Genomic DNA, 21,207 nt, shown 5'->3' with positions numbered 1-21,207 from the left:
GCCGACGGGTCGGAACAGGCTCCGGAACCGGCGCCCGTGACCGATCCTGTCTGGCCGAGTTCGGTTAACGGACGCTTGCGGGACGCGGTCCGGGCGGGTGCCGCCGGGCGCGAGCCGCAATCAGGGCCGCGAGGCTGACGGGGAGAGAGACGTGTCGAAGCGCAAGCCGCTGGTGGTCGTGACGCGGCGCCTGCCGGATGCCGTCGAGACGCGGATGCGCGAGCTGTTCGACGTCCGGCTCAATTCCGAGGACGCGCCGATGGCGTCCGACGCCGTGGCGTCGGCGCTGCGCGAGGCCGACGTCCTCGTTCCCACCGTCACCGACGAGATCGATGCCGGTCTGATCGCCCAGGCCGGGCCGAACCTCCGCCTGATCGCCAATTTCGGCAACGGCGTCGATCACATCGACGTGGCGGCGGCGCTGGAGCGCGGCATCACGGTCACCAACACGCCGGGCGTGCTGACTGAGGACACCGCCGACATGACGATGGCGCTGATCCTCGCCGTGGCCCGCCGGGTCACCGAGGGCGCGCGGATCATCCCGGACGACGAGTGGACCACCGGCTGGTCGCCGACCTGGATGCTGGGCCGGCGCATCACCGGCAAGCGCCTCGGCATCGTGGGCATGGGCCGGATCGGCCAGGCGCTGGCCAAGCGCGCCCGCGCCTTCGGCCTGCAGGTGCATTACCACAATCGCCGCCGCGTGCCGGCCGCGATCGAGAGCGCGCTGGACGCGACCTACTGGGAATCCCTCGACCAGATGCTGGCGCGCGTCGACATCGTCTCGGTGAATTGCCCGCACACGCCCGCGACCTACCATCTGCTCTCGGCGCGGCGCCTCAAGCTGCTCAAGCCCGAGGCGATCGTGGTCAACACCGCCCGCGGCGAGGTGATCGACGAGAACGCCCTGGCGCGCCTGATCGAGGGCGGCGAGATCTCGGCGGCCGGTCTCGACGTGTTCGAGCAGGAGCCCGCCGTCAGCCCGCGGCTCGTCAAGCTCGCCCGCCAGGGCAAGGTCGTCCTCCTGCCCCACATGGGCTCGGCGACCTACGAGAGCCGCACCGACATGGGCGAGAAGGTCATCATCAACATCAAGACCTTCATGGACGGCCACCGGCCGCCGGATCGCATCCTGCCGAGCATGCTCTGAGCGGCCGCCTCCGGGCGGCGAAAGGGGCGCGTCACAGCGCGTCGCCGGTCACCGCCTGAGGCTTGGACATGCCCTGCACGCCCTGGAAGAGCCGCTCGCTGGTCAGCTTCAGGAAGTAGAACCCGAATTCGGGGTTCTGGTAGTAGAGCTGCTTCACGTCCGAGTAGGACACGCACAGCGCGTGGCCCGCCTCGACGCAGACCAACGAGGCGGTGCGGGCGTTGCCCGGCGACAGGAGCCCCAGCTCTCCGACGATGCCGCCCTGGCGCACCTCCAGGTCGACCTCCGGGATCCGGAACACGCCGCTCTCGATGTAGTACATCTCGGTGGCGAGTTCGCCCTTGCGGAACACCACCTCGCCGACGCCGAACGGGCGTCGGGAGCCGAAGGGCCGGAGCCATTCCAGGGACAGGTCGTTCTCGGCGGCGGTCTCCACGTCGCGGACGAGGCGCAGCATCTGCCAGAGCCGGTAGGCGTTGAACGGCATCTGGATCAGTTCGGTCAGCACGACCGGCATGCTGCCGATCATGATGCCGTAGGTGATCACGGCGCAGCTCGCGCAGAGCGAGATGATCCGCAGCGGTATCATCGTGCTCATGGCCGTCGCCGAGATGGTCAGCGCCGTCCCGAGATAGCCGATGCCCTCGACCCAATCCATCGCCGCCCCCTGAAGCGTTTCGGCCGGGGGATGCCTGTCTTGTCCGGCCGCGGCAAGCGCCCCGGCCGATTCCGGGGCCTGCCCGGCTCAGCCTGTGCCTGCCCGGATACGCGTGCCGGCGCCGCTCTGGACGGTGGCGGACACGGCCTCCGCGGCCCGGACGCCCTCCGCGTAGGCGCCGCCGACGGTGCCCCACTGCTCCCGGGACAGGGCCTCGCCGGCGAACCAGACCGTGTCGGCGACGGCGGCGCGGAGGGTCCCACCGTGTCGATGAAGCTCTTGGCCTTGTAGCGGTCTTCGCGCGGGACCACGGTGAACAGCACCTCGCGCACCGGACGGGCGATAGCGAAGTTGCCGGCCCGGCGCAGCACCTGGAACGCCACGATCACCCCGATCGTCGGCCAGAGAGCGAGCGCCGCGAAGCCGAGAATGCTGAAGGCCGGGAGGATCGCCAGCGTCAGGGCGACGCCGATGCGGTTCACGATCCGTCCGGGGCCGCGAGGGTCCGGGCCGCGCCGATGCCGGCGGCACCGGCGCCGATCACCAGCACCTCCGGCCGCTCAGGGAGCGGCGCGAGGCGCGGCCTGTAGGCGGGCCGGACGACCGGGTCGACCCACCGGCGATCGGGCGCCCGCGGCACCGCGACCTGTCCTGTCGTGTCCTGTCCTGTCGTGTCCTGCACGCGTGCTCCCCGCACCCTGACGCCCCTGCGACGGATCCCGATCTTGCGCCGGTCTCCGCACCGCTCCACAACGCGCCAGCGCCGCTTCCGGCGCAGGCCGGAATTCTCGCCCGATGCTCGTCGAGTCCGCCGCGGCGGCGCTGCGCCAGACCTTCTCGCCGCCGCTGCGCGCGATCCTGTGGAAATCTCTCGGTCTGACGGTCGGGCTCCTGCTCCTGATCTGGCTCGGCCTGACCCGGCTGATCCAGGCGTTCCAGGCGAGCCACCACATCTCCGCCCAGTACCCGATCCTCGACAGCCTCGCCTACTACCTCGCGGGGTTCGGTCTGGTCGTGGCCCTCGCGTACCTGATGCCGGCGGTCTCGATCCTGGTGGCGGGCTTCTTCCTGGACGACGCGGCCGAGATCGTCGAACGCACCGATTTCCCGAACGAGCCGCCCGGACGCGCCATGCCGTTCGGAACCGCCATGCTCTACGCCCTGCGCTTCGCCGGCGTGACGCTGCTGGTGAACCTCGCGGCCCTGGTCATCTTCTTCGTCCCGGTGATCGGGATCGCGGCCTTCTTCGCCGCCAACGCCTACCTGCTGTCCCGCGAGTACTTCGAGATGGCGGCGGCCCGGTTCAGACCCCTCCCCGAGGCCGCCGAGATGCGCCGCGCCTTCTCGCTCCGGACGCTCGGCGCCGGCTGCCTGCTGGCCGGCCTGATGATCGTCCCGGTCCTCAACCTGCTGACGCCCCTCTTCGGGATCGCCCTGATGGTCCACCTGCACAAGCGTCTCAGCCGGCGCCTGCTGCTGGCCGGGCCGGGACGCTAGGCCGGCGCGCCGATGCGGCCAATGCACACGCTGGCGGCCTCGGCCGCCGGCCGCTACCTTCGCGGTGACCGGGCCGGATGTCCGGGGCGGAGAGCCCATCGATGAAGGCGCACGACGCGGGCGCAGATGTTCCTCCGCCGCCCGGCAAGGCTCCGTTCCTGCTGGTCGGCCTCGCCGGCCTCGGCCTGCTCGCCTGGGGGGCCTACGGCCACTGGCAGCGCGACGTGGAGGCGACCGCGACGCTGGAGCGGATCAAGACCCTCGTGCCGCAGGTGCGCACCGTCGCGGCCGAGCGGGCCGAGGGCCCCCTCGATCTCGTGCTCCCCGGCGAGATCCAGGCCTTCACCACGGCGGCGATCGCCGCGCGCGCCACCGGATACATCGCCGAACGGCGGGTCGACATCGGATCCCGCGTCAAGGCGGGCGATCTCCTCCTGCGCATCGCCGCACCGGATCTCGACCAGCAGCTCGCCCAGGCCCAGGCGCAGGTCGGCCAGCTGAAGGCGCAGCTGCTCCAGGCGCAGGCGCAGGTCGAGCAGGCCCGCGCCAACGTCAACCTCGCCAACCTCACCAACAACCGCACCAGCACCCTGGCGGTGCAGGGCTGGGCCTCGCGGCAGAACGCCGACAACACCCAGGCGGGCGTGCTCAGCCAAGCCGCCGCGCTCGCCGCCGCCGAGGCGGGCGTCAAGGTCGCCACCGCCAACATCAAGGCGCAGGAGGCCGTCGTCGACCGCCTGAAGGCGCTCACCGCCTTCGAGCGGGTCGTGGCCCCGTTCGACGGGGTCGTGACCGTGCGCAACGTCGATGTCGGCGATCTCGTCCGGGCCGACAATGGCGGCACGGCGCTCCTGAGCGTCGATCAGGACAGCCTGCTGCGCATCACCGTCAACGTGCCGCAGAAGGATGCCGTCGGCGTCAAACCCGGCCTCCGGGCCGAGATCACCGTGCCGCAGATGCCGGGGCGGCGATTCGACGGCTTCGTGGAGCGGAGCTCCGTCGCGCTGAACGCGGCGTCGCGCACGCTGACCACCCAGGTGGACGTCCCCAACGCCGACCGGGCACTGCGGGCCGGGCTCTACGCCTACGTCACCCTCAAGATCCCCCGGGCCGAGCCCGGCGTGACGATCCCCGCCGAGGCGACGGTGTTCAGGGGCAATGACCTCAGGGTCGCCACCCTCGGCGACGACGACCGGGTCACGTGGCGGACGATCCGCGTGCGGCGCGATCTCGGGCGCACGCTGGAACTCGAATCCGGGCTGCCCGCCGACAGCCGGATCATCTACAGCCCCGCCCCGGATCTGCGCGACGGCCAGTCGGTGGAGCCCCTGAAATCGCCGCAGCCACCCGGGTCGCTCCGGTCGGCCCAGCGGTGACCGCCGGGATCGTCCCGGCCCGGTGGCCGCGCGCCACACGCCGGTCGAGTCACCGGCACGGATACGGCCCCCGGCCCGCGCGATACCGGTCGGAAAGCGTGTATCGTGCCGACGACGTGAGCAGCGCACGCGCGGCGCGTCCGGGTGCGCTGCTCAAATGCGCGCCGATCAAGATGAAACTTTGCGCCGGATCGACGGCATCCCCCCGCGTGCAGAAACGCGGTGCGGAAGATCTCAGAGCGGGGTCGGTCGACTGCCCCGGATCTGGCGATTGCTGCGCGACGGTCGTGCGCGACTGATCTGAGATCTCAAGGCCGCGGACTCATTGCCTCTTAACATGTGCCATTTATCGCTGGCCGGACGTGTGACCCTGCGACCGGTGCGATGCGAGACCCCGACACGCCGACGGATAGCGGAGACCGAGCCGGGCGCTCCCGCTCGGCCGTGACGCTGACGGGCCGCGTCACGACGATCCGCGCCGCGGTCGGTGCCGCGTTCCTCTGCATCGGCCTCCTCCTCGGCGCGCTCGCCCTGTCGGCAGGCGCGGCGATCACGCAGGTCGGCACGCTCGTCACCCGGACCTACGACGAATCCCTGACGTCGATCAGCTTCGCCCGCGCTGCGGCGGCCGACTTCGCCAAGATGCGCACGATCCTTATCCGCCGGATGCAATCCCGAGACGGTGCCGAGGCGGCGAAGCGGGATGCGGACATCACGGATCTCTCGGCGGTCCTGGCCGAGGATCTCACCATCGCGGCCGAGCGTGCCCAGTCCGAGCGGGCGTCGCGGACGGCCGAGGCCGTCCAGGCCGGCGTGGCGTCCTGGGAGAGCCTGCGCCGCGCCCTCGACCCCGTGACGGTGCGGCCGGATCAGGCAGCGGCGCTCGAGCGGCAGGCCGATACCGTCGAGGGCCAGATCGATCTCCTGATCAACGTCATGGCCGGTGACGGATTCACCTTCCGGCAGGCGGCGCGGCAGCGCGTGCTGGGCGTTGTGCGATGGCACGCCGTCACGGCAGCCCTCGTGATCGTCGCCTGCGGGCTGATTGCCTGGCTGCTCACCCGCCGCATCAGCGGGTCGGTGAGCGCGGCGGCCGAGGCGGCCGAACGGATCGCGGGCGGCCAGCTCGATGATCGGATCCCCACGGGCGGTCGCGACGGGCTGAGCCGGCTCCTGAACGCCGTCGCGGCGATGCGGTCGACCATCCGGGCGCTGACGCTGCGCGAGGTCGATCAGCGCCGGGGTGCCGAGGCGCTGGTGACGGACGCGCTGCAGACGTCGCGCGAAGGCGTCGTGGTCGTCGATGCCGACGGCCGGATCGCCCTGGCCAACGCGCAGGCCCAGCGCTTCTTCGACGGGCTCGGCGATGCCATCGAGGTCGGTCTGTCCCTGACGCGGATCGCGGACCTGCCGGCGGACCATCGCCGGGATGGCCTGGAGGATTGTGTCCGGGCCCTGGCGCGGGACGGCGACGTCCGGCTCGCCGACGGCCGCTGGCTGCGCGTGAGCCGCAGCGCCACCCGGCAAGGCGGCTTCATCGCGGTGTGCAGCGATATCAGCGTGCTCAAGGAGCAGGAGGATCGCCTCACCCAGTCCAACCTGCGCCTCGATGCAGCCCTCGACACCATGTCCCAGGGGCTCTGCCTATACGACGCGCAGACCCGGCTCATGGTGGTGAACCGGCGCTACAGCGAGATCTACGGCCTGCCGCCCGGCGCGGTCGTGCCCGGCATGACGGCGCTCGAGGTCCTGAGCGCCAGCCTCGCCGCCGGCAACCATCCCGGCTGCGATCTCGAAGCGTTGCTGCGCCAGCAGCGGGACGCCTTCAGCAACGGCGCCTGGCAGACGCATTTTCAGGAACTGAGCAACGGTCGCATCGTCGCCATCGACCGGCGCGAGGCCGCCGATGGCGGCTTCGTGGCCACCTACGAGGACGTCACCGAGCGCCGTCGGGCCGAGGCCCGCATCGTCTTCATGGCGCATCACGACATGCTGACCGGTCTTCCCAACCGGGTGGCGGTGGGGCAGCAGATCGACGTGGCCGTGGCCCAGGCCGGGCGCGACCAGGGTTTCGCGGTCTTCGCCATCGACCTCGACGACTTCCGGCCGGTCAACGAGACTCTGGGCCACGGGGTCGGCGACGAGCTGCTCGTCGCGGTCGCGAACCGGCTCACGGCCTGCGTGCGCGAGATCGACTGCGTCGCGCGCCTCGGAGCGGACGAGTTCATCGTGGTCCAGCGCGGCGTCGACCGGCCCGAGGACGCCGCCATCCTCGCCCGCCGCATCATCGAGGTGGTCAGCGCGCCCTACAGCCTCGCCCACCACACGATCAGCGTCGGGCTCACCATCGGCATCACCCTCGCCCCGAGCGACGGGTCGAACGCCGACAAGCTCCTGAAGAACGCCGAGGTCGCCCTCGATCGGGGCAAGGCCGAGGCGCGCGGCGCGTTCCGCTTCTTCGAGCCGGCTATGGATGCCCGCCTCAGAGCCCGGCGGATCATGGAGCGCGACCTGCGCGACGCTCTCGCCCGGGAGGCGTTCGAGGTCTACTACCAGCCGATCTACAGCCTCGAGACGGACCGAATCTGCGGCTTCGAGGCGCTGCTGCGCTGGAACCACCCGGTCCGCGGCTTCGTCTCGCCGGCCGAGTTCATCCCGGTCGCCGAGGAGCTCGGGCTGATCGTGCCGCTCGGCGAGTGGGTGCTGCGTCGCGCCTGCGAGGAGGCCGCCCGCTGGCCGGACGAGCTCAAGGTCGCCGTCAACGTCTCGGCCGTGCAGTTCACCTCGGCGAGCCTCGTGACCGCCGTGCGCGAGGCGCTGCGGCGCACCGGGCTACCGGGTCGGCGCCTGGAGCTGGAGATCACCGAGACGGTGCTGGTGGCCAATCCGGGTGCGACGACGGCGATCCTGCACAGCCTGCGCGCGCTGGGCGTGCGCGTGGCGATGGACGATTTCGGCACTGGCTACTCGTCGCTCAGCTACCTGCGCTCGTTCCCGTTCGACAAGATCAAGATCGACCAGTCCTTCGTGCGCGACCTCTGCGTGAAGGACGGGACCGACTTCATCGTGCGGGCGGTGATCGGCCTCGGTGCCAGCCTCGGCATGACGACGACGGCCGAGGGCGTCGAGACGGAGGCGCAGCTCGCGCGGCTGCGCGCCGAGGGCTGCGACGAGGTCCAGGGCTACCTGTTCAGCCGCGCCGTCCCCGCGCGGGGACGGCGCGCGTCACCGGCCGGCCGGCTAGCCGGCCGGAGGTCCGCCCTACTCGGCCGCGTCGAGGCGCGGGCGCTCCACGTGGCTGCGCTCGGCCTTCACCAGCTCGGCCGTGCGGAACGCCACCTCCAGCGCCTGCTCCGCGTTGAGGCGCGGGTCGCAATAGGTGTGGTAGCGGTCCTGCAGGTCGTCGGCCGTCAGCGCCCGGGCGCCACCCGTGCACTCGGTCACGTCCTTGCCGGTCATCTCCAGGTGGATGCCGCCCGCGAATGTGCCCTCGGCCCGGTGGACGCCGAAGAAGCCCTCGATCTCCTGCATCACCCGCTCGAACGGCCGGGTCTTGTAGCGACCGGCCGGGATCGTGTTGCCGTGCATCGGATCGCAGATCCACACAACCGAGCGCCCTTCCCGCTCGACCGCCCGGATCAGCGCCGGCAAGTGGTCGCCCACCTTGTCGGCGCCGAAGCGGCAGATCAGGCTCAGGCGCCCCGGCTCGTTCTCCGGGTTGAGCAGGTCGATGAGCCGGATCAGGCCTTCCGCCTTCATGGACGGGCCGCACTTCAGGCCGATCGGGTTCTTGATGCCGCGGGCGTACTCGACGTGAGCGTGGTCCGGCTGCCGGGTACGGTCGCCGATCCAGAGCATGTGGCCGGAGGTCGCGTACCAGTCGCCGGTCGTCGAATCGACGCGGGTCAGCGCCTCCTCGTAGCCGAGCAGCAGGGCCTCGTGGCTGGTGTAGAAATCGGTGGTCCGCACCTCAGGGTGCGTCTCCGGGTTGATGCCGATCGCCCGCATGAAGTCGAGCGCGTCGGTCATGCGGCCGGCCACGTCCTGGTAGCGCGAGGATTGCGGCGAATCCTTCACGAAGCCCAGCATCCAGCGATGCGCGTTCTCTAGGTTCGCGTAGCCGCCGGTGGCGAAGGCGCGCAGCAGGTTCAGCGTCGCGGCCGACTGCCGGTAGGCCTCGAGCTGCCGGCGGGGATCCGGAACCCGCGCCTCCTCCGAGAAGCCGATGCCGTTGACGATGTCGCCGCGGTAGCTCGGCAGGCTCACGCCGTCGAGGGTCTCGGTCGGCGACGAGCGCGGCTTGGCGAACTGCCCGGCGATGCGCCCGACCTTCACCACCGGTGAGCCGCCCGCGAAGGTCAGCACCATCGCCATCTGCAGGAACACCCGGAAGAAATCGCGGATGTTGTCGGCGGAGTGCTCGTCGAAGCTTTCGGCGCAGTCGCCGCCCTGGAGCAGGAAGGCCTGGCCCGCGGCGACGCGCCCGAGCGCGGCCTTCAGCTTGCGGGCCTCGCCGGCAAAGACCAAAGGCGGAAAGCTCGCGATCTGCGACTCGACGGCACCCAGGGCGGCGGCGTCCGGATAGGCCGGGACCTGCTCGATCGGCAGATGCCTCCAGCTCTTCGGTGTCCAACGCTCGCCCATGACCTCTCTCCGCGCACCCCTTCGTGCGATCGCGCTCGACGCGCGAAGCGCGGCTTATAGAGAGGTTCCCGCGGACATGCGAGTGCCGCGAACATGGGGCAGGCGCGTCCCGGCGTCGGGTCTCGAGCCAAGCCTCGGGTCAAGCCTCGCCGTCCTCGACCTCAATCCCGTGCTCGGCCAGGATCCAGAAGATCGCCTCCAGATCCTCGGCCGACACGTCCCGGGGCGGCAGCGCCTCCTCCAGGTCGTCGTAGGTCAGGTTGCGGCTGCGCTGGGCCTCCGCCTTGGCGAGGAGGCGGTCGATCGCCTGCCGGATATCCGGTGAGAGGGCCTCGTGGCTCGGTGGCCGGTGGAAGGCCGGCCGCAGCGCGTCCTCCAGCAGGCCGTCGATGACCGCCTGCCGCCGCGCGTGCGCGTCGTCCTCGCGTCGTCCCTTGCCGGTGCCCTGCTTGCCCATGACCCTGATATGGCTCGGTCGCGCACCGCGTCGAGCCCCGGCCGCGCGGAGGTCTCAGCCGACGCCGACCGGATGCTTGGTGACCTCCGGGACCCGCATCGTCACGAGCTCCTCGGCCGCCGTGGGATGGACCGCGATGGTCCGGTCGAAATCCGCCTTCGTAGCGCCCATGGTCACGGCGATGCCGACCGCCTGGATCACTTCGCCGGCATCGTGGCCGAAGATGTGGACGCCGACCACCCGATCGCTGGCGCAGTCGACCAGCACCTTCATGAGGATCCGCTCCTCGCGGCCGGACAGGGTCGCCTTCATCGGGCGGAAGCGGGCCTTGTAGACGTCGATCTTGCCGTAGATCGCGCGGGCGGCCGCCTCGTTGTGGCCGACGACGCCGATCTCGGGGGTCGAGAACACCGCGGTCGGGATCAGGCGATGGTCGACGCAGGCGGGCTTGCCGCCGTAGACCGTGTCGGCGAAGGCGTGACCCTCGCGGATCGCCACCGGCGTCAGGTTGGCGCGGTTGGTCACGTCGCCCACCGCGTAGATCGACGGCACCTGGGTCTGCGAGTAGGCGTCGACCGGGATCGCCCCGGCGGCGTCGGTCGCGATGCCGACGCGGTCGAGGCCGAGGCCCTCGACGTTCGGCCGCCGGCCGGTGGCGACGAGCACCTGGTCCACCAGGATCTCGCTGCCGTCGTCGAGCTGCGCGCAGAGGCCGCCGTCCCGCCGCTCGACGCGCCGCAGCGTGCGCCCGAGCCGCAGGTCCATCCGCTGGCCGTAGGCCTCGGCCAGGGCGTCGCGGATCTCGTCGTCGAACCCGCGCAGCAGCCTGTCGCCCCGGTGCAGCAGCGTCGTGCGGCTGCCCAGAGCCGCGAAGACGCCGGCGAATTCCACCGCGATGTAGCCGCCGCCGATCACCAGGATCCGCTCCGGCAGGCGCTCCAGCTCGAAGACCTCGTTCGAGGTGATCGCCAGCTCGATCCCCGGCACCGCCGGCTCCTTCACGGGATGCGCGCCGACCGCCACCAGGATCCGTTCGGCCCGGATGGTTCGGCCGGACGCGACGAGGCGGACCGTGTGGGGATCCTCGATCACCGCCCGCTCGGGCACGATCTCGACGCCCGCGCGGATCAGGTTGGCGTCGTAGATGCCCTCCAGACGGGTCACCTCCGCGTCGCGCCGCGTCTTGAGGGTGCCCCAGTCGAAGCGGGGCTTCTCCACCGTCCAGCCGAAGCCGGCGGCGTCCTCGAACTCGTCGGCGAAGCGGCCCGCGTAGACCATCAGCTTCTTCGGCACGCAGCCGCGGATCACGCAGGTGCCGCCCACCCGGTACTCCTCGGCGAGCATCACCCCCGCGCCGTACCCGGCCGCGATCCGCGCCGCGCGGACACCACCGGACCCGCCGCCGATGACGAAGAGGTCGACGTCGAACGCGCTCATGCCGGACCGTCCCGCTCGGATCTCTCGGGCGCACCGGCCGGGGCGGCCGCGCGCATCCAGGTGATGGCAGCGCCGAGCCCCGCCGTCCACCACGCGGCCCAGCCGTTATGCTCGACGAAGGCGATCGCCGCCGCGCAGGCGACGAGGCCGAGAGCGGCGGCGCGGTCCGGCCGCGGCAGGGGCGCGATCCGGGCGAGCAGCAGCATCAGCGTCAGCGCCGCGAGGACCGCGCCGGGTAGGCCGAGCTCGGCCCAGACCTGCAGGAAGCTGTTGTGCGGGTGCCCGACCCCGAGGAGCACGCGCATCTCCGGCGGCACCGTCCGCGCGACGGGCGTCTCGGCGAAGCGCGCGCTGGTGCCGACGCCCGCGCCGCGCCAGAGATCGGCCGCCACCGCGGCCCCGAAGCTGCGCGCGATCGCGACCCGGGCCCGGGACGAGGACTGGACGAGGCGCTCGTGGGCGGCCTCCGGCACGGTGCGGGCGAGGAGGTCGCCCTCGATCGGGGCGAGCGCCACCGCGAGTCCGCCTGCGCGGCCTTGTGCGGCTGCGCGGCGGCCGCATGCGGGAGCGCCAGGGGCGCGAGGCCGAGCGCGAGGCTGAGCGTGAGGCCTGGCACGGCGGTGAGGCGACGGGACATGCTGGACTTTCTTGCGAGGATGGCCGGCGATCGAGGGCGGCGCCTCAGGTGAGGCTGCCGAGAACGGTGACCTCGGCCTGCCCGTCTCGCGCCGCCGCCAGGATCGCGGCGTCGGCGATGCCGAGGAACAGACCGTGCTCGACGACGCCCGGCACGGCCCAGAGCGCGGCGCCGAGGGCCTCCGGATCGGGAATCGCACCGAGGCGCGCGTCGAGGATGTAATGGCCCCCGTCGGTGACCAGGGGCTTGCCATCCGTCCGGGCACGCAGCCGGACGTCACCGGAGCAGCCGGCCCCCGCGACCGCCGCCTCGACGGCGCGGTGCGTGGCCTTGAGGCCGAAGGGGTTGACCTCGATCGGCAGTGGGAAGGCGCCGAGCCGCGAGACGTGCTTGGCCGCGTCGGCGATCACCACCATGCGGCGGCTCGCGCAGGCGACGATCTTCTCGCGCAGGAGCGCCGCGCCGCCGCCCTTGATCAGGCGGAGCCGGTCGTCGACCTCGTCCGCGCCGTCGATGGTGAGGTCGAGCTCGGGCTGCTCGTCCAGGGTCGCGAGGCGGATCCCGAGGCTCTCGGCCTGGGCGCGCGTGGCCTCGGAGGTCGGGACGCCGACGATGTCCAGGCCGGTGCGAACGCGCTCGCCGAGAAGCGCCACGAAGGCTGCCGCCGTAGAACCCGTCCCGAGGCCGAGCCGCATGCCCGGCTCGACGAGGTCGAGGGCGCGGGCGGCCGCGGCCCGCCGCAGATCCGGCCCGCTCACCGGGACACCGCCCGGTCGGCGAGGGAGAGCGAGGGAGCGCGGGTCATGGGCAGCCGGTCATTGCGTGAGCGTCGGGCGGCCCGTAGCACGGGACCGGCCCGACCGGAACGCCCGCGCCCGCACGGCTGCGTCACGGACGGCCGCCCTGTGTCGGGGTGGCGCTGGCGCCGGCGCGGCCGGGAGCCGGACCTGTGAGCGGCGCCTCGGACGCGCCGTCGGCGCCGGGCTTGCCCTGCTGGGTGCAGACGACCTGCTCCTTCTTCACCAGCACGAAGCAGATGCTCATCTCGCCGGTGCGGTAGTTCACCCGGAAGACGCCGGCCTCGCGGGTGTGCCGGCTCGCCACCAGCCCGTATTCCGACGGGGCCTGCGGCCCGGCGCCCTCCCCCGGCCCGAAGCAGACCGTCTGGCCGATGCCGCCCGCCGATTCCTGGAGCCCGTACTGGCAGGACGTCACCTCGCCGGTCACCTTGTCGACCCGGTACATCCGGTTCAGGTCGGTCTGCGGGGCGGGCACGAACTCGAAGGACGTCGCGGCCGCCGGCAGGGCTTGCAGCGCCGCGCAGGCGGCCAGGAGGGGCAGGGAGAGTTTCATGGCGGGTCCCGGGACTGGTACGCGCTGCGTTTCGCTGCGCTTTCGGGCGAGTCTGGGGCGCCCGGTGAGACGATCCGCGCATCCGCGTTCGCTCCGCGCTCCGCTTGCCCCCGGTCCCCCGCCCCGATAGCGACGCCGTACGCGATCTCGCCCAGCACGGAGCCCCCGACGCATGTCCACCGAAGCGACCCGCAAGCCTCCGATCGCCGTGTTCGACCTGGACGGGACGCTGGCAGAGACCGCGGGCGATCTCATCGGCACCCTCAACGTGCTGATGGAGCGCGAGGGGCTGGCCGAACTGCCCCTCTCGCAGGCGCGAGGCCTGATCGGCGCCGGCGCCCGAGCGCTGATCCGGCGGGGCTTCGAGGCCGAGGGGCGGCCGCTCTCGCCGGAGGACCACGACCGGCTGTTCGACGCCTTCATCGCCCATTACGGGGCGCATCTCGCCGACACGTCCCACCTCTTCCCGGGCGTCGTCGAGGCGCTCGACGCCCTCGAGGCCGCGGGCTTCCGGCTCGCGGTCTGCACCAACAAGTACGAGGGGCAGTCGGTCGAGCTGCTGCGCCTCCTCGGGATCGGCCACCGCTTCGCGGCGATCTGCGGCCGGGACACGTTCCCGCAGTCCAAGCCCGACCCGCGCCACCTCACTGGCACGATCGAGCGCGCCGACGGCGATCCGGCCCGCGCCGTCATGGTGGGCGATTCCCGGACCGACATCGACACCGCCAAGGCCGCCGGGATCCCGGTCGTGGCGGTAACCTTCGGCTACACCGACCGGCCGGTCGCCGAACTCGGGCCCGATCGGGTGATCGAGCATTTCTCGGAGCTGGTCGAGGCGGTCGGCGCGCTCGTGCCGTCGGCCTGACCGATCAGCGCAGCCACGCCTCCAGCCGCGCCGCCGCCTCGCGGCACTCGGTCTCCGAGCCCGCGAAGGAGAAGCGGACGTGGTGGTTGCCCTCGTCCGGGTCGAAGTCGAGGCCGGGGGTTGCCGCGACGTGGGCCTCGTCGAGCATCCGCCGGCAGAAGTCCGAGGCGTCGTTGGTGAGGTTCGAGACGTCCGCGTAGAGGTAGAAGGCGCCGTCGGCCGGGTGCACGCGGCCGAGGCCGAGGCCCGGCAGCGCGTCCAGGAGGATCGCGCGGTTGCGCGCGTAGCCGTCGCGAACGGCGTCGAGCTCGTCCGTCGCATCGAAGGCCGCCAGGGCGCCGACCTGCGACAGGTACGGCGCCGAGATGTAGAGATTCTGCGCCAGCCGCTCGATCGGGCGGACCAGTGCCTCGGGCACGACCATCCACCCGACGCGCCAGCCGGTCATGCAGTGATACTTGGAGAACGAGTTGATCACGACGGCGTCGGGGTCGAAGCGCAGGGCCGTGACGGTCGGCTCGCCGTAGCTCAGGCCGTGATAGATCTCGTCGGAGATCAGCGGCAGGCCGAGGCCGCGCGTCGCCGCGCAGAGATCCCGCAGGGCGCCCTCCGTGATCACCGTGCCGGACGGGTTGGCCGGGCTCATCACCAGCGCCCCGGCGACCGGCGCCCGGGCGTGGGTCTCGCGCAGCAGCGCGGCTGTCGGCGCGAAGCGGTCCTCGGCGCGCAGCACCATCGGCGCCGGCACGAGGTCGAGGGCGGCCAGGATGCTGCGATAGGCCGGATAGCCCGGCTGCGGCACGGCGACCCGGGCGCCGGAATCGAACAGGCTCATGAAGGCCAGCACGAAGCCGGCCGAGGATCCGGTGGTGATCACCACCCGCTCCGGGCTCACCGCGACGCCGTGCCGCTCCACGTAGTCGCGGGCGATCCGTTCGCGCAGGGACGGAAGGCCCAGGGCTTCGGTGTAGGGCACGCGGCCCGTGGCGAGCGCCGCCTGCGCGGCCGCGATNGACCGCCCGGGGCGCCGGCGCCGACGGCTGGCCGACTTCCATCCGCACGATCGCGTCGCCGGCCCGCGCCTTGGCGGCGGCGGCGGCCATGACATCCATCGCGAGGAACGGCTGGACGGCGGCGGCGCGCCGGGAGATCGGGATCATGGAGGTCTGCTCTGCGCCGGACGAAGCTGGCGTCCCGGGGGTAGACGCTCGCAGGCCGTGCCTCAAGCCGCGGCCGGGCTCCGCCGCGCGCCGATCGGTGCACGCCGCGCCGCCGCTTGCCGCGGCGGCCGCGAGGATTTGACCGGACGCCGCGAAAACGCCTAACCCAGCCCCTACCGCTCGCGCCACGCGCGGGCCGGCCCGCCGCGCAAGCGAGGATCTATGCCCTTCACCCGACCCCTGCCCGCGCTGGTCCTGGCGCTCGGCCTCGTCGCCGCTCCCGCCCTGGCGCAGACCGCGACGCCCCCCGCCGCGCCGTTCACGGACGCGCAGCGCGCCGGCATCGAGGCGATCGTCAAGGACTACCTGATCAAGCATCCCGAGGTGCTCCAGGAGGCCCTCGCCGAGGCCGAGAAGCAGCAGGCCGAGACGCAGCGCCTCGCCCAGGCCGCAGCCCTCAAGGAGTCGCGCGAGGCCCTCGTCAACGGTCCCCACGACGTCGTCGCCGGCAATCCGTCGGGCGACGTCACGCTGGTCGAGTTCTTCGACTACAATTGCGGCTACTGCCGCAAGGCGCTGGGCGACGTCCAGGCGCTGATCAAGTCCGACCCGAAGCTGCGGGTCGTCATCAAGGACTTCCCGGTGCTCGGCCCGGAATCGCTGGAGGCCAGCCAGGTCGCCGTCGCGGTGCGCCAGCAGCTGAAGGGCGACAAGCTCTTCGAGTTCCACCAGAAGCTCCTGGAGACCAAGGGTCGGGTGAACGGCGCCCGGGCGATCCAGGTCGCCAAGGACATGGGCGTCGACACCGCCAAGCTGCAGAAGGACATGGCCTCTCCCGAGGTGAAGGCCGCGCTCAGCGAGAACCGCGGCCTCGGCGACCGCCTGGGCCTCTCGGGCACGCCGGCCTTCATCATCGGCGACGAGGTGATCCCCGGCGCCGTCGGCGTCGAGCCCATGCGCAAGACCATCGCCGACGTGCGCCAGTGCGGCCACGCCTCCTGCTGAGCTGACGGATCGGGCCGACGGACCCCGAAGGCGTTCCGCGCAGCCTTGTCGCGCCGGGGCGCCTTCGTCTAAGAGCCGCCAGCCGCAGGGCCGCGGTGGGGGTCCAGGGCCGAGCCCGGATGGACGCACCGACGTGCCGCGAGACGAAGTAGGCCGGATGCCAAAGAACGACGCCATCGATCCCGAGCTCGTGCGCGAGCTCGCCAACCTCGTGACCGAGACCGGCCTGTCCGAGATCGAGGTCGAGAAGGGCGACCTGCGCATTCGTGTCGCGCGGCGGCTCGAACCCGTGAGCGTGCAGGTCGCGGCGCCGGCGCCCCTCGCGGCCGTCGCCCCTCCCCCGGCGGCGCCCGCCGCGTCGTCCCCCCTCGCCCCGGCCGAGCCCGCCCGCGCGCAGCCCGGCACCGTGCCCTCCCCGATGGTCGGGACCGCCTATCTCCGGCCCTCGCCCGACGCCAAGGCGTTCGTGGAAGTCGGCTCGAAGGTCGAGGTCGGCGACAAGCTGCTGCTCATCGAGGCGATGAAGACCTTCAACGAGATCGTGGCGCCCCGCGCCGGCACGATCAGCGCCATCTTCGTCGAGGACGGCCAGCCGGTCGAGTTCGGCGAGGCCCTGCTCGTCATCACCTAGGACGTCCGCCGGGCGCTCGCCGCCCAGTCCCGGACGACGCCGCAACACGAGAGGATAGAGCATCCTGCGCGGTCCGGGATCGCCAGGAGGCCCTAACGGGACCGATGTTCGACAAGATCCTGATCGCGAACCGCGGCGAGATCGCCCTGCGCATCCTGCGGGCGGCGAAGGAGCTCGGGATCGCCACCGTGGCGGTCCACTCCACAGCCGACGCCGATGCCATGCACGTTCGCCTCGCCGACGAGAGCGTCTGCATCGGGCCGCCGGCCGCCCGCGACAGCTATCTCAACATCCCGTCGATCATCGCGGCCTGCGAGATCACCGGGGCCGACGCCGTGCATCCCGGCTACGGCTTCCTGTCGGAGAATGCCCGCTTCGCCGAGGTGCTGGCCCATCACCAGATCGGCTTCATCGGCCCCAAGGCGCAGCACATCCGCACCATGGGCGACAAGATCGAGGCGAAGCGCACGGCGCTGAAGCTCGGCATCCCCTGCGTGCCGGGCTCCGAGGGCGGCGTCGACGACATCGACACCGCCAAGCGCGTGGCCGCCGGTATCGGCTATCCCGTGCTCGTCAAGGCCGCGGCCGGCGGCGGCGGCCGCGGCATGAAGGTGGCGCGCTCCGAGGCCGAACTGGAGCAGGCGATCGGCATGGCCAAGTCCGAGGCCAAGGCCGCCTTCGGCGACGACGCGGTCTATCTCGAGAAGTACCTGGAGAAGCCCCGGCACATCGAGGTGCAGGTGCTGGGTGACGGCCGCGGCGGCGCCGTGCATCTCGCCGAGCGCGACTGCTCCCTCCAGCGCCGCCACCAGAAGGTCTGGGAGGAGGGCGGCTCGCCGGCGCTCAACGAGTCGATGCGCGCCGAGATCGGCGGCATCTGCGCCAACGCGATGAAGGAACTCGGCTATCTCGGCGCCGGGACGATCGAGTTCCTCTACGAGGACGGGCGGTTCTACTTCATCGAGATGAACACCCGCATCCAGGTCGAGCACCCGGTGACCGAGATGATCACCGGGATCGACCTCGTCATCGAGCAGATCCAGGTCGCCTCGGGCGGCCCGCTCTCGGTGAGCCAGGCGGACATCAAAGTCGAGGGCCACGCCATCGAGTGCCGGATCAACGCTGAGCACCCGGAGACCTTCCGGCCGTCGCCGGGCGAGATCACCCACTACCACACGCCCGGCGGCCTCGGGGTCCGCGTCGATTCGGCGGCGTTCCAGGGCTACCGGATCCCGCCGAACTACGACTCGCTGATCGGGAAGCTGATCGTCCACGGCCGGACCCGCAACGAGTGCCTCATGCGGTTGCGGCGCGCCCTGGACGAGTTCGTCATCGACGGGATCGACACGACGCTCCCGCTGTTCCGCACGCTCGTCCGTAACCCGGACGTGCAGAACGGCCTTTACGACATCCACTGGCTGGAGCATTTCCTGGACGACGGCGGCATGAAAGCCTGATCGGACCCGGGCGGGGCTGCGGCGAGAGCGGCGCGCGCGGGATCTGGTCTTCGTGCCGGCTGCGCGCGACACTCACGGCATGCACGACACCGCCCGCGTGGACATCACCCCCGAGATCCTGCTGAAGGCCTACGCGGCGGGCATCTTCCCGATGGCGGAGGATGCCGACGACCCGACGCTGTACTGGGTCGAGCCCAAGGCGCGCGGCGTGCTGCCCCTCGACGCGTTCCGCGTTCCCCGGCGACTCGCCCGGACAGTGCGGTCCGACCAGTTCGTGGTCCGCTGCGACACCGATTTCGACGGCGTGATCGACGGCTGCGCGGCGCCCCGCCGGGACAGCGAGCGCACCTGGATCAACGGGCGGATCCGCGAGCTCTACGGCGCCCTGTTCGACATCGGCCATGTCCACACGGTCGAGGTCTACGCGGGCGCGGACGGACGGCTCGTCGGCGGCCTCTACGGTGTCTCGCTGGGGGCGGCCTTCTTCGGCGAGAGCATGTTCCACGAGGTCCGCGACGCCTCGAAGGTCGCCCTTGTCCACCTCATGGCCCGCTTGCGGGCCGGACGCTACCGGCTCGCCGACACCCAGTTCGTCACCGATCACCTGACGCAGTTCGGTGCCGAGGAGGTGCCGCGCCACGTCTACAAGCGCCGCCTCGCCGACGCCCTCGATCAGGTCGCCGACTGGAACGTCTGGCCCGGCGACGGCTCTGTGCCGGGTGCGCGCGTCCTCGAGGCCCTCGAAGCTCCGGAACCCGGCCAGGTCCGGAAGCCCTGAACGTCGGCGCTAGCGCCGACGCCGGTGCCGGTAGCCGGTCGAGAACGAGGCGTATTGCCGGCCGCGCGCGGACCGGTAACGCCGCCTCCGGCTGGTGCTCGCCTCGACCGTCTCCTCCACCTGCGGGATCGGCTCGGCCATGGCGGCCGCGGGCGTTGCCGCCGCGGCGACCGTCGTGTCGGCCGAGGCGTAGCCACCGGCGACATTCTTGGCCGCCGGGCCGAACATCGCGAGACACTGATTGTAGGCGAGGTCGTTCTTGAGGCGCTCGCATTCCCCGATGGAGCGCGGTGTCCCCTGCGCCAGGGCCGGAAGGGGCGCGAGCAGCACGACGAGGGCGGCCAGCGGCTTGAGGCAGAGTGTCGGGCGGTGCACGGAGGGGGTCTCGAGCGGGGACGGCAGGCTTGTGATCCCCGAGTGCGGCGAAATCGAGGGTTGGCCTCAGCGATCGGGCCGCTCCATCCATCGGATCAGCGGCATCAGCGGGAAGATCCACGCGATGCCGAGGATCGAGTAGATCACCGCCTGAACCGCCGCCGGTGTCTCCGAGATGCGGCTGTCGGCCAGGGTCATGGCCAGCGGGCCGTAGAGGCAGACGAAGGCCAGGATGGCGAGGGTGCCGATCAGGGTCCGGGTGCGGCGGCGCATGGCTGTGTTCCTGGACCCTGTTCCCGGACTGTGCCCCTCGTTCGCGCCCCAGGCCTGGTGGCCGGCGCTGCGGGCGCGGACGGGGGACGGCTACCGTTCCGGGATCCGGTTGGCAACGCGCCCGCTGACGCGGGCTGCGGCGCCGGCGCCGTTGCTGGCCGGTCGGACATCCCCTAACCCGGGCACGGCGGGGGCATCCCGGCACCCGCGGAAGGGACGTGCATGGACATGAGTGGCGCGGGCGACCGGCGGTCGGGGGCGGTGCGAACCTGGCTCTACGTGGTCGCGGCCCTGGTGGTCGCCATGGTGGCGGTCGGCGGTGCGACGCGGCTGACCGGGTCCGGCCTGTCGATCACCGAGTGGCGTCCCGTCACGGGCGCGATCCCGCCGCTCACCGAGGCCGACTGGGCTGCCGAATTCGCCAAGTACAGGGACACGCCGCAGTACAGCATCCTCAACCAGGGCATGGGGTTGTCCGCCTTCAAGGTGCTGTACGGCTGGGAGTGGGGCCATCGCCTGCTCGGGCGGGTGATCGGCCTCGTGTTCTTCCTGCCGCTGCTCGTGTTCTGGTGGCAGGGCCGGATCAGCCGGCGCCTCGGCCTCGGCCTGCTCGGCCTCGGCGTGCTCGGCGGCCTCCAGGGCGCCATCGGCTGGATCATGGTCGCCTCGGGCCTCCAACCGGGCATGACGGCGGTGGCGCCGCTCAAGCTCGCGCTGCACCTGACGACCGCGAGCCTGATCCTGGCCGGGCTGGTCTGGCTGGCCGCGGGCGAGCGCCGCGGCGTCCTGGCCCCGGCTCCGGCCCGCCTGCGGGTAACGGCCCTGCTGCTGCCGATCCTGGTCCTGGTGCAGATCTTTCTCGGCGGCCTCGTCGCCGGCTCGCACGCCGGTCTCGTCTACAACACGTGGCCGACCATGGACGGCCAGCTCGTCCCGCCGCTGGACAGCCTGTTCGCGATCCGGCCCTGGATCGAGAATTTCGTCGACAACCACGCCCTGGTTCAGTTCGACCACCGGCTGACGGCCTATCTGGTGTTCGTCGTGGCGGTGCTGCACGCCGTCGACGCCCGGCTCACCGGCCCGCGGAGCGCGGCCGGACGGGCCACGGGGGTCGTGATCCTCGTCCTCGCGCAGATGGCCCTGGGGATCGCGACGCTGCTCCTCGCGGTGCCGCTCTGGGCCGCGCTGGCACATCAAGTGCTTGCCATGGCGGTGCTGACGATGGCCACGGTCCATGCCCGGCTCAGCCGTGGATCCGGCTTGATCGAACGCGCCGCCGCCGAGCCGCCTCTGGGCTTCGAAGGGCTCGCCGCCGGCCGGCTCTAGGCTTTCGTGCGGTGCAGCGGTCTCGCTGCGCCGCACGAGACTTTTACCGCTTTTTGTGGAACCTTGGGATAACTCCCCATCAGCAATCTGCACATGGAACAACTAAGACTTCTCAAGCTTTAAGCTGC

At 71.7% G+C, this 21,207-nt stretch carries 18 protein-coding genes and 4 pseudogenes; 10 read left to right on the top strand and 12 right to left on the bottom strand.

The window, feature by feature from the left end; translation table 11 throughout:
* The first annotated feature begins 151 nt into the window (after positions 1-151).
* Complete coding sequence (locus MMR14E_RS25505) at positions 152-1,150, top strand: D-glycerate dehydrogenase (protein WP_331318131.1); 999 nt, start codon at positions 152-154, stop codon at positions 1,148-1,150.
* A gap of 31 nt (positions 1,151-1,181) precedes the next feature.
* On the opposite strand, the gene MMR14E_RS25500 is transcribed toward MMR14E_RS25505, so the two are convergent.
* The 3 genes and pseudogenes from MMR14E_RS25500 to MMR14E_RS25485 form a co-directional block, all read right to left on the bottom strand.
* On the bottom strand, positions 1,182-1,808 hold the full coding sequence (locus MMR14E_RS25500; RefSeq protein ID WP_331318130.1) for a cyclic nucleotide-binding domain-containing protein: 627 nt from the start codon (positions 1,806-1,808) through the stop codon (positions 1,182-1,184).
* Positions 1,809-2,068: 260 nt separating this feature from the next.
* Positions 2,069-2,299 (bottom strand): annotated as a pseudogene (locus tag MMR14E_RS25490) (MFS transporter); the annotation flags it as partial.
* Positions 2,287-2,490 (bottom strand): hypothetical protein, encoded by a 204-nt coding sequence (locus MMR14E_RS25485; RefSeq protein WP_331318129.1) that lies wholly within the window; start codon positions 2,488-2,490, stop codon positions 2,287-2,289. The pseudogene MMR14E_RS25490 and the gene MMR14E_RS25485, both read right to left, overlap by 13 nt.
* 113 nt (positions 2,491-2,603) lie before the next feature.
* Here MMR14E_RS25485 and MMR14E_RS25480 point away from each other — a divergent pair, with 113 nt between their 5' ends.
* The 3 genes and pseudogenes from MMR14E_RS25480 to MMR14E_RS25470 form a co-directional block, all read left to right on the top strand.
* On the top strand, positions 2,604-3,305 hold the full coding sequence (locus tag MMR14E_RS25480; protein WP_331318127.1) for a sulfate transporter family protein: 702 nt from the start codon (positions 2,604-2,606) through the stop codon (positions 3,303-3,305).
* 101 nt (positions 3,306-3,406) lie between these two features.
* Positions 3,407-4,681 carry an efflux RND transporter periplasmic adaptor subunit gene (locus MMR14E_RS25475; RefSeq protein WP_331318125.1) on the top strand — a complete coding sequence of 425 codons (1,275 nt, stop codon included), beginning with the start codon at positions 3,407-3,409 and terminating at the stop codon, positions 4,679-4,681.
* Between the two features lie 384 nt (positions 4,682-5,065).
* Positions 5,066-7,867, top strand: a pseudogene (locus MMR14E_RS25470) (EAL domain-containing protein); the annotation flags it as partial.
* Between the two features lie 75 nt (positions 7,868-7,942).
* On the opposite strand, the gene MMR14E_RS25465 reads toward MMR14E_RS25470, so the two are convergent.
* The 6 genes and pseudogenes from MMR14E_RS25465 to MMR14E_RS25440 all read right to left on the bottom strand — a co-directional run bounded on the left by MMR14E_RS25465 (position 7,943) and on the right by MMR14E_RS25440 (position 13,209).
* Complete coding sequence (locus MMR14E_RS25465; RefSeq protein WP_331318123.1) at positions 7,943-9,325, bottom strand: class II 3-deoxy-7-phosphoheptulonate synthase; 1,383 nt, start codon at positions 9,323-9,325, stop codon at positions 7,943-7,945.
* Positions 9,326-9,464: 139 nt separating this feature from the next.
* The gene (locus MMR14E_RS25460) at positions 9,465-9,782 is read right to left on the bottom strand and encodes an RNA polymerase sigma factor region1.1 domain-containing protein (protein ID WP_012319648.1); all 318 of its coding nucleotides are present in this window, start codon (positions 9,780-9,782) and stop codon (positions 9,465-9,467) included.
* Between the two features lie 54 nt (positions 9,783-9,836).
* Positions 9,837-11,219, bottom strand: a complete 1,383-nt coding sequence (gene gor / locus MMR14E_RS25455) for a glutathione-disulfide reductase (protein ID WP_331318121.1) — start codon at positions 11,217-11,219, stop codon at positions 9,837-9,839.
* Positions 11,216-11,743, bottom strand: a pseudogene (locus MMR14E_RS25450) (O-antigen ligase family protein); the annotation flags it as partial. The pseudogene MMR14E_RS25450 and the gene gor, both read right to left, overlap by 4 nt.
* Positions 11,744-11,900: 157 nt before the next feature.
* Entirely contained in the window at positions 11,901-12,614 is a 714-nt protein-coding gene (gene rpiA, locus MMR14E_RS25445) for a ribose-5-phosphate isomerase RpiA (RefSeq protein WP_331318119.1), read from the bottom strand.
* A gap of 130 nt (positions 12,615-12,744) precedes the next feature.
* Positions 12,745-13,209 (bottom strand): hypothetical protein, encoded by a 465-nt coding sequence (locus tag MMR14E_RS25440; RefSeq protein WP_331318117.1) that lies wholly within the window; start codon positions 13,207-13,209, stop codon positions 12,745-12,747.
* A 172-nt stretch (positions 13,210-13,381) separates the two neighbouring features.
* On the opposite strand from MMR14E_RS25440, the gene gph reads away from it, so the two are divergent.
* Positions 13,382-14,074 (top strand): phosphoglycolate phosphatase, encoded by a 693-nt coding sequence (gph, locus tag MMR14E_RS25435; RefSeq protein WP_331318115.1) that lies wholly within the window; start codon positions 13,382-13,384, stop codon positions 14,072-14,074.
* A gap of 4 nt (positions 14,075-14,078) precedes the next feature.
* Here the strand turns inward: gph and MMR14E_RS25430 are convergent.
* A pseudogene (locus tag MMR14E_RS25430) lies at positions 14,079-15,234 on the bottom strand (pyridoxal phosphate-dependent aminotransferase).
* A 222-nt stretch (positions 15,235-15,456) separates the two neighbouring features.
* On the opposite strand from MMR14E_RS25430, the gene MMR14E_RS25425 reads away from it, so the two are divergent.
* The 4 genes from MMR14E_RS25425 (at position 15,457) to aat (ending at position 19,105) form a co-directional block, all read left to right on the top strand.
* Entirely contained in the window at positions 15,457-16,239 is a 783-nt protein-coding gene (locus tag MMR14E_RS25425) for a DsbA family protein (protein ID WP_331318114.1), read from the top strand.
* Positions 16,240-16,396: 157 nt separating this feature from the next.
* A complete protein-coding gene (gene accB / locus MMR14E_RS25420; RefSeq protein ID WP_331318113.1) occupies positions 16,397-16,870 on the top strand; it encodes an acetyl-CoA carboxylase biotin carboxyl carrier protein in 474 nt (157 codons plus the stop codon).
* 104 nt (positions 16,871-16,974) lie between these two features.
* Complete coding sequence (gene accC, locus MMR14E_RS25415; RefSeq protein WP_331318112.1) at positions 16,975-18,327, top strand: acetyl-CoA carboxylase biotin carboxylase subunit; 1,353 nt, start codon at positions 16,975-16,977, stop codon at positions 18,325-18,327.
* Positions 18,328-18,406: 79 nt separating this feature from the next.
* Positions 18,407-19,105: a leucyl/phenylalanyl-tRNA--protein transferase gene (gene aat / locus MMR14E_RS25410; protein WP_331318110.1), complete on the top strand. Its 699-nt coding sequence runs from the start codon at positions 18,407-18,409 to the stop codon at positions 19,103-19,105.
* Positions 19,106-19,114: 9 nt separating this feature from the next.
* Here aat and MMR14E_RS25405 read toward each other — a convergent pair whose 3' ends face one another.
* Together MMR14E_RS25405 and MMR14E_RS25400 are read right to left on the bottom strand one after the other, a co-directional pair.
* Positions 19,115-19,480: a hypothetical protein gene (locus MMR14E_RS25405; protein ID WP_331318108.1), complete on the bottom strand. Its 366-nt coding sequence runs from the start codon at positions 19,478-19,480 to the stop codon at positions 19,115-19,117.
* Positions 19,481-19,546: 66 nt separating this feature from the next.
* Positions 19,547-19,753, bottom strand: coding sequence for a DUF2842 domain-containing protein (locus tag MMR14E_RS25400; RefSeq protein ID WP_331318106.1), 207 nt, complete (start codon positions 19,751-19,753; stop codon positions 19,547-19,549).
* Positions 19,754-19,975: 222 nt separating this feature from the next.
* Here MMR14E_RS25400 and MMR14E_RS25395 point away from each other — a divergent pair, with 222 nt between their 5' ends.
* Positions 19,976-21,079 (top strand): COX15/CtaA family protein, encoded by a 1,104-nt coding sequence (locus MMR14E_RS25395; RefSeq protein WP_331318104.1) that lies wholly within the window; start codon positions 19,976-19,978, stop codon positions 21,077-21,079.
* The last annotated feature ends 128 nt before the right edge of the window (positions 21,080-21,207 follow it).

It is taken from the genome of Methylobacterium mesophilicum, assembly GCF_036441335.1.
Classification (GTDB): Bacteria; Pseudomonadota; Alphaproteobacteria; order Rhizobiales; family Beijerinckiaceae; genus Methylobacterium; species Methylobacterium mesophilicum_B.
Note: the sequence above shows the minus strand (reverse complement) of the source record. Positions and strands in the feature narration are given on the sequence as shown.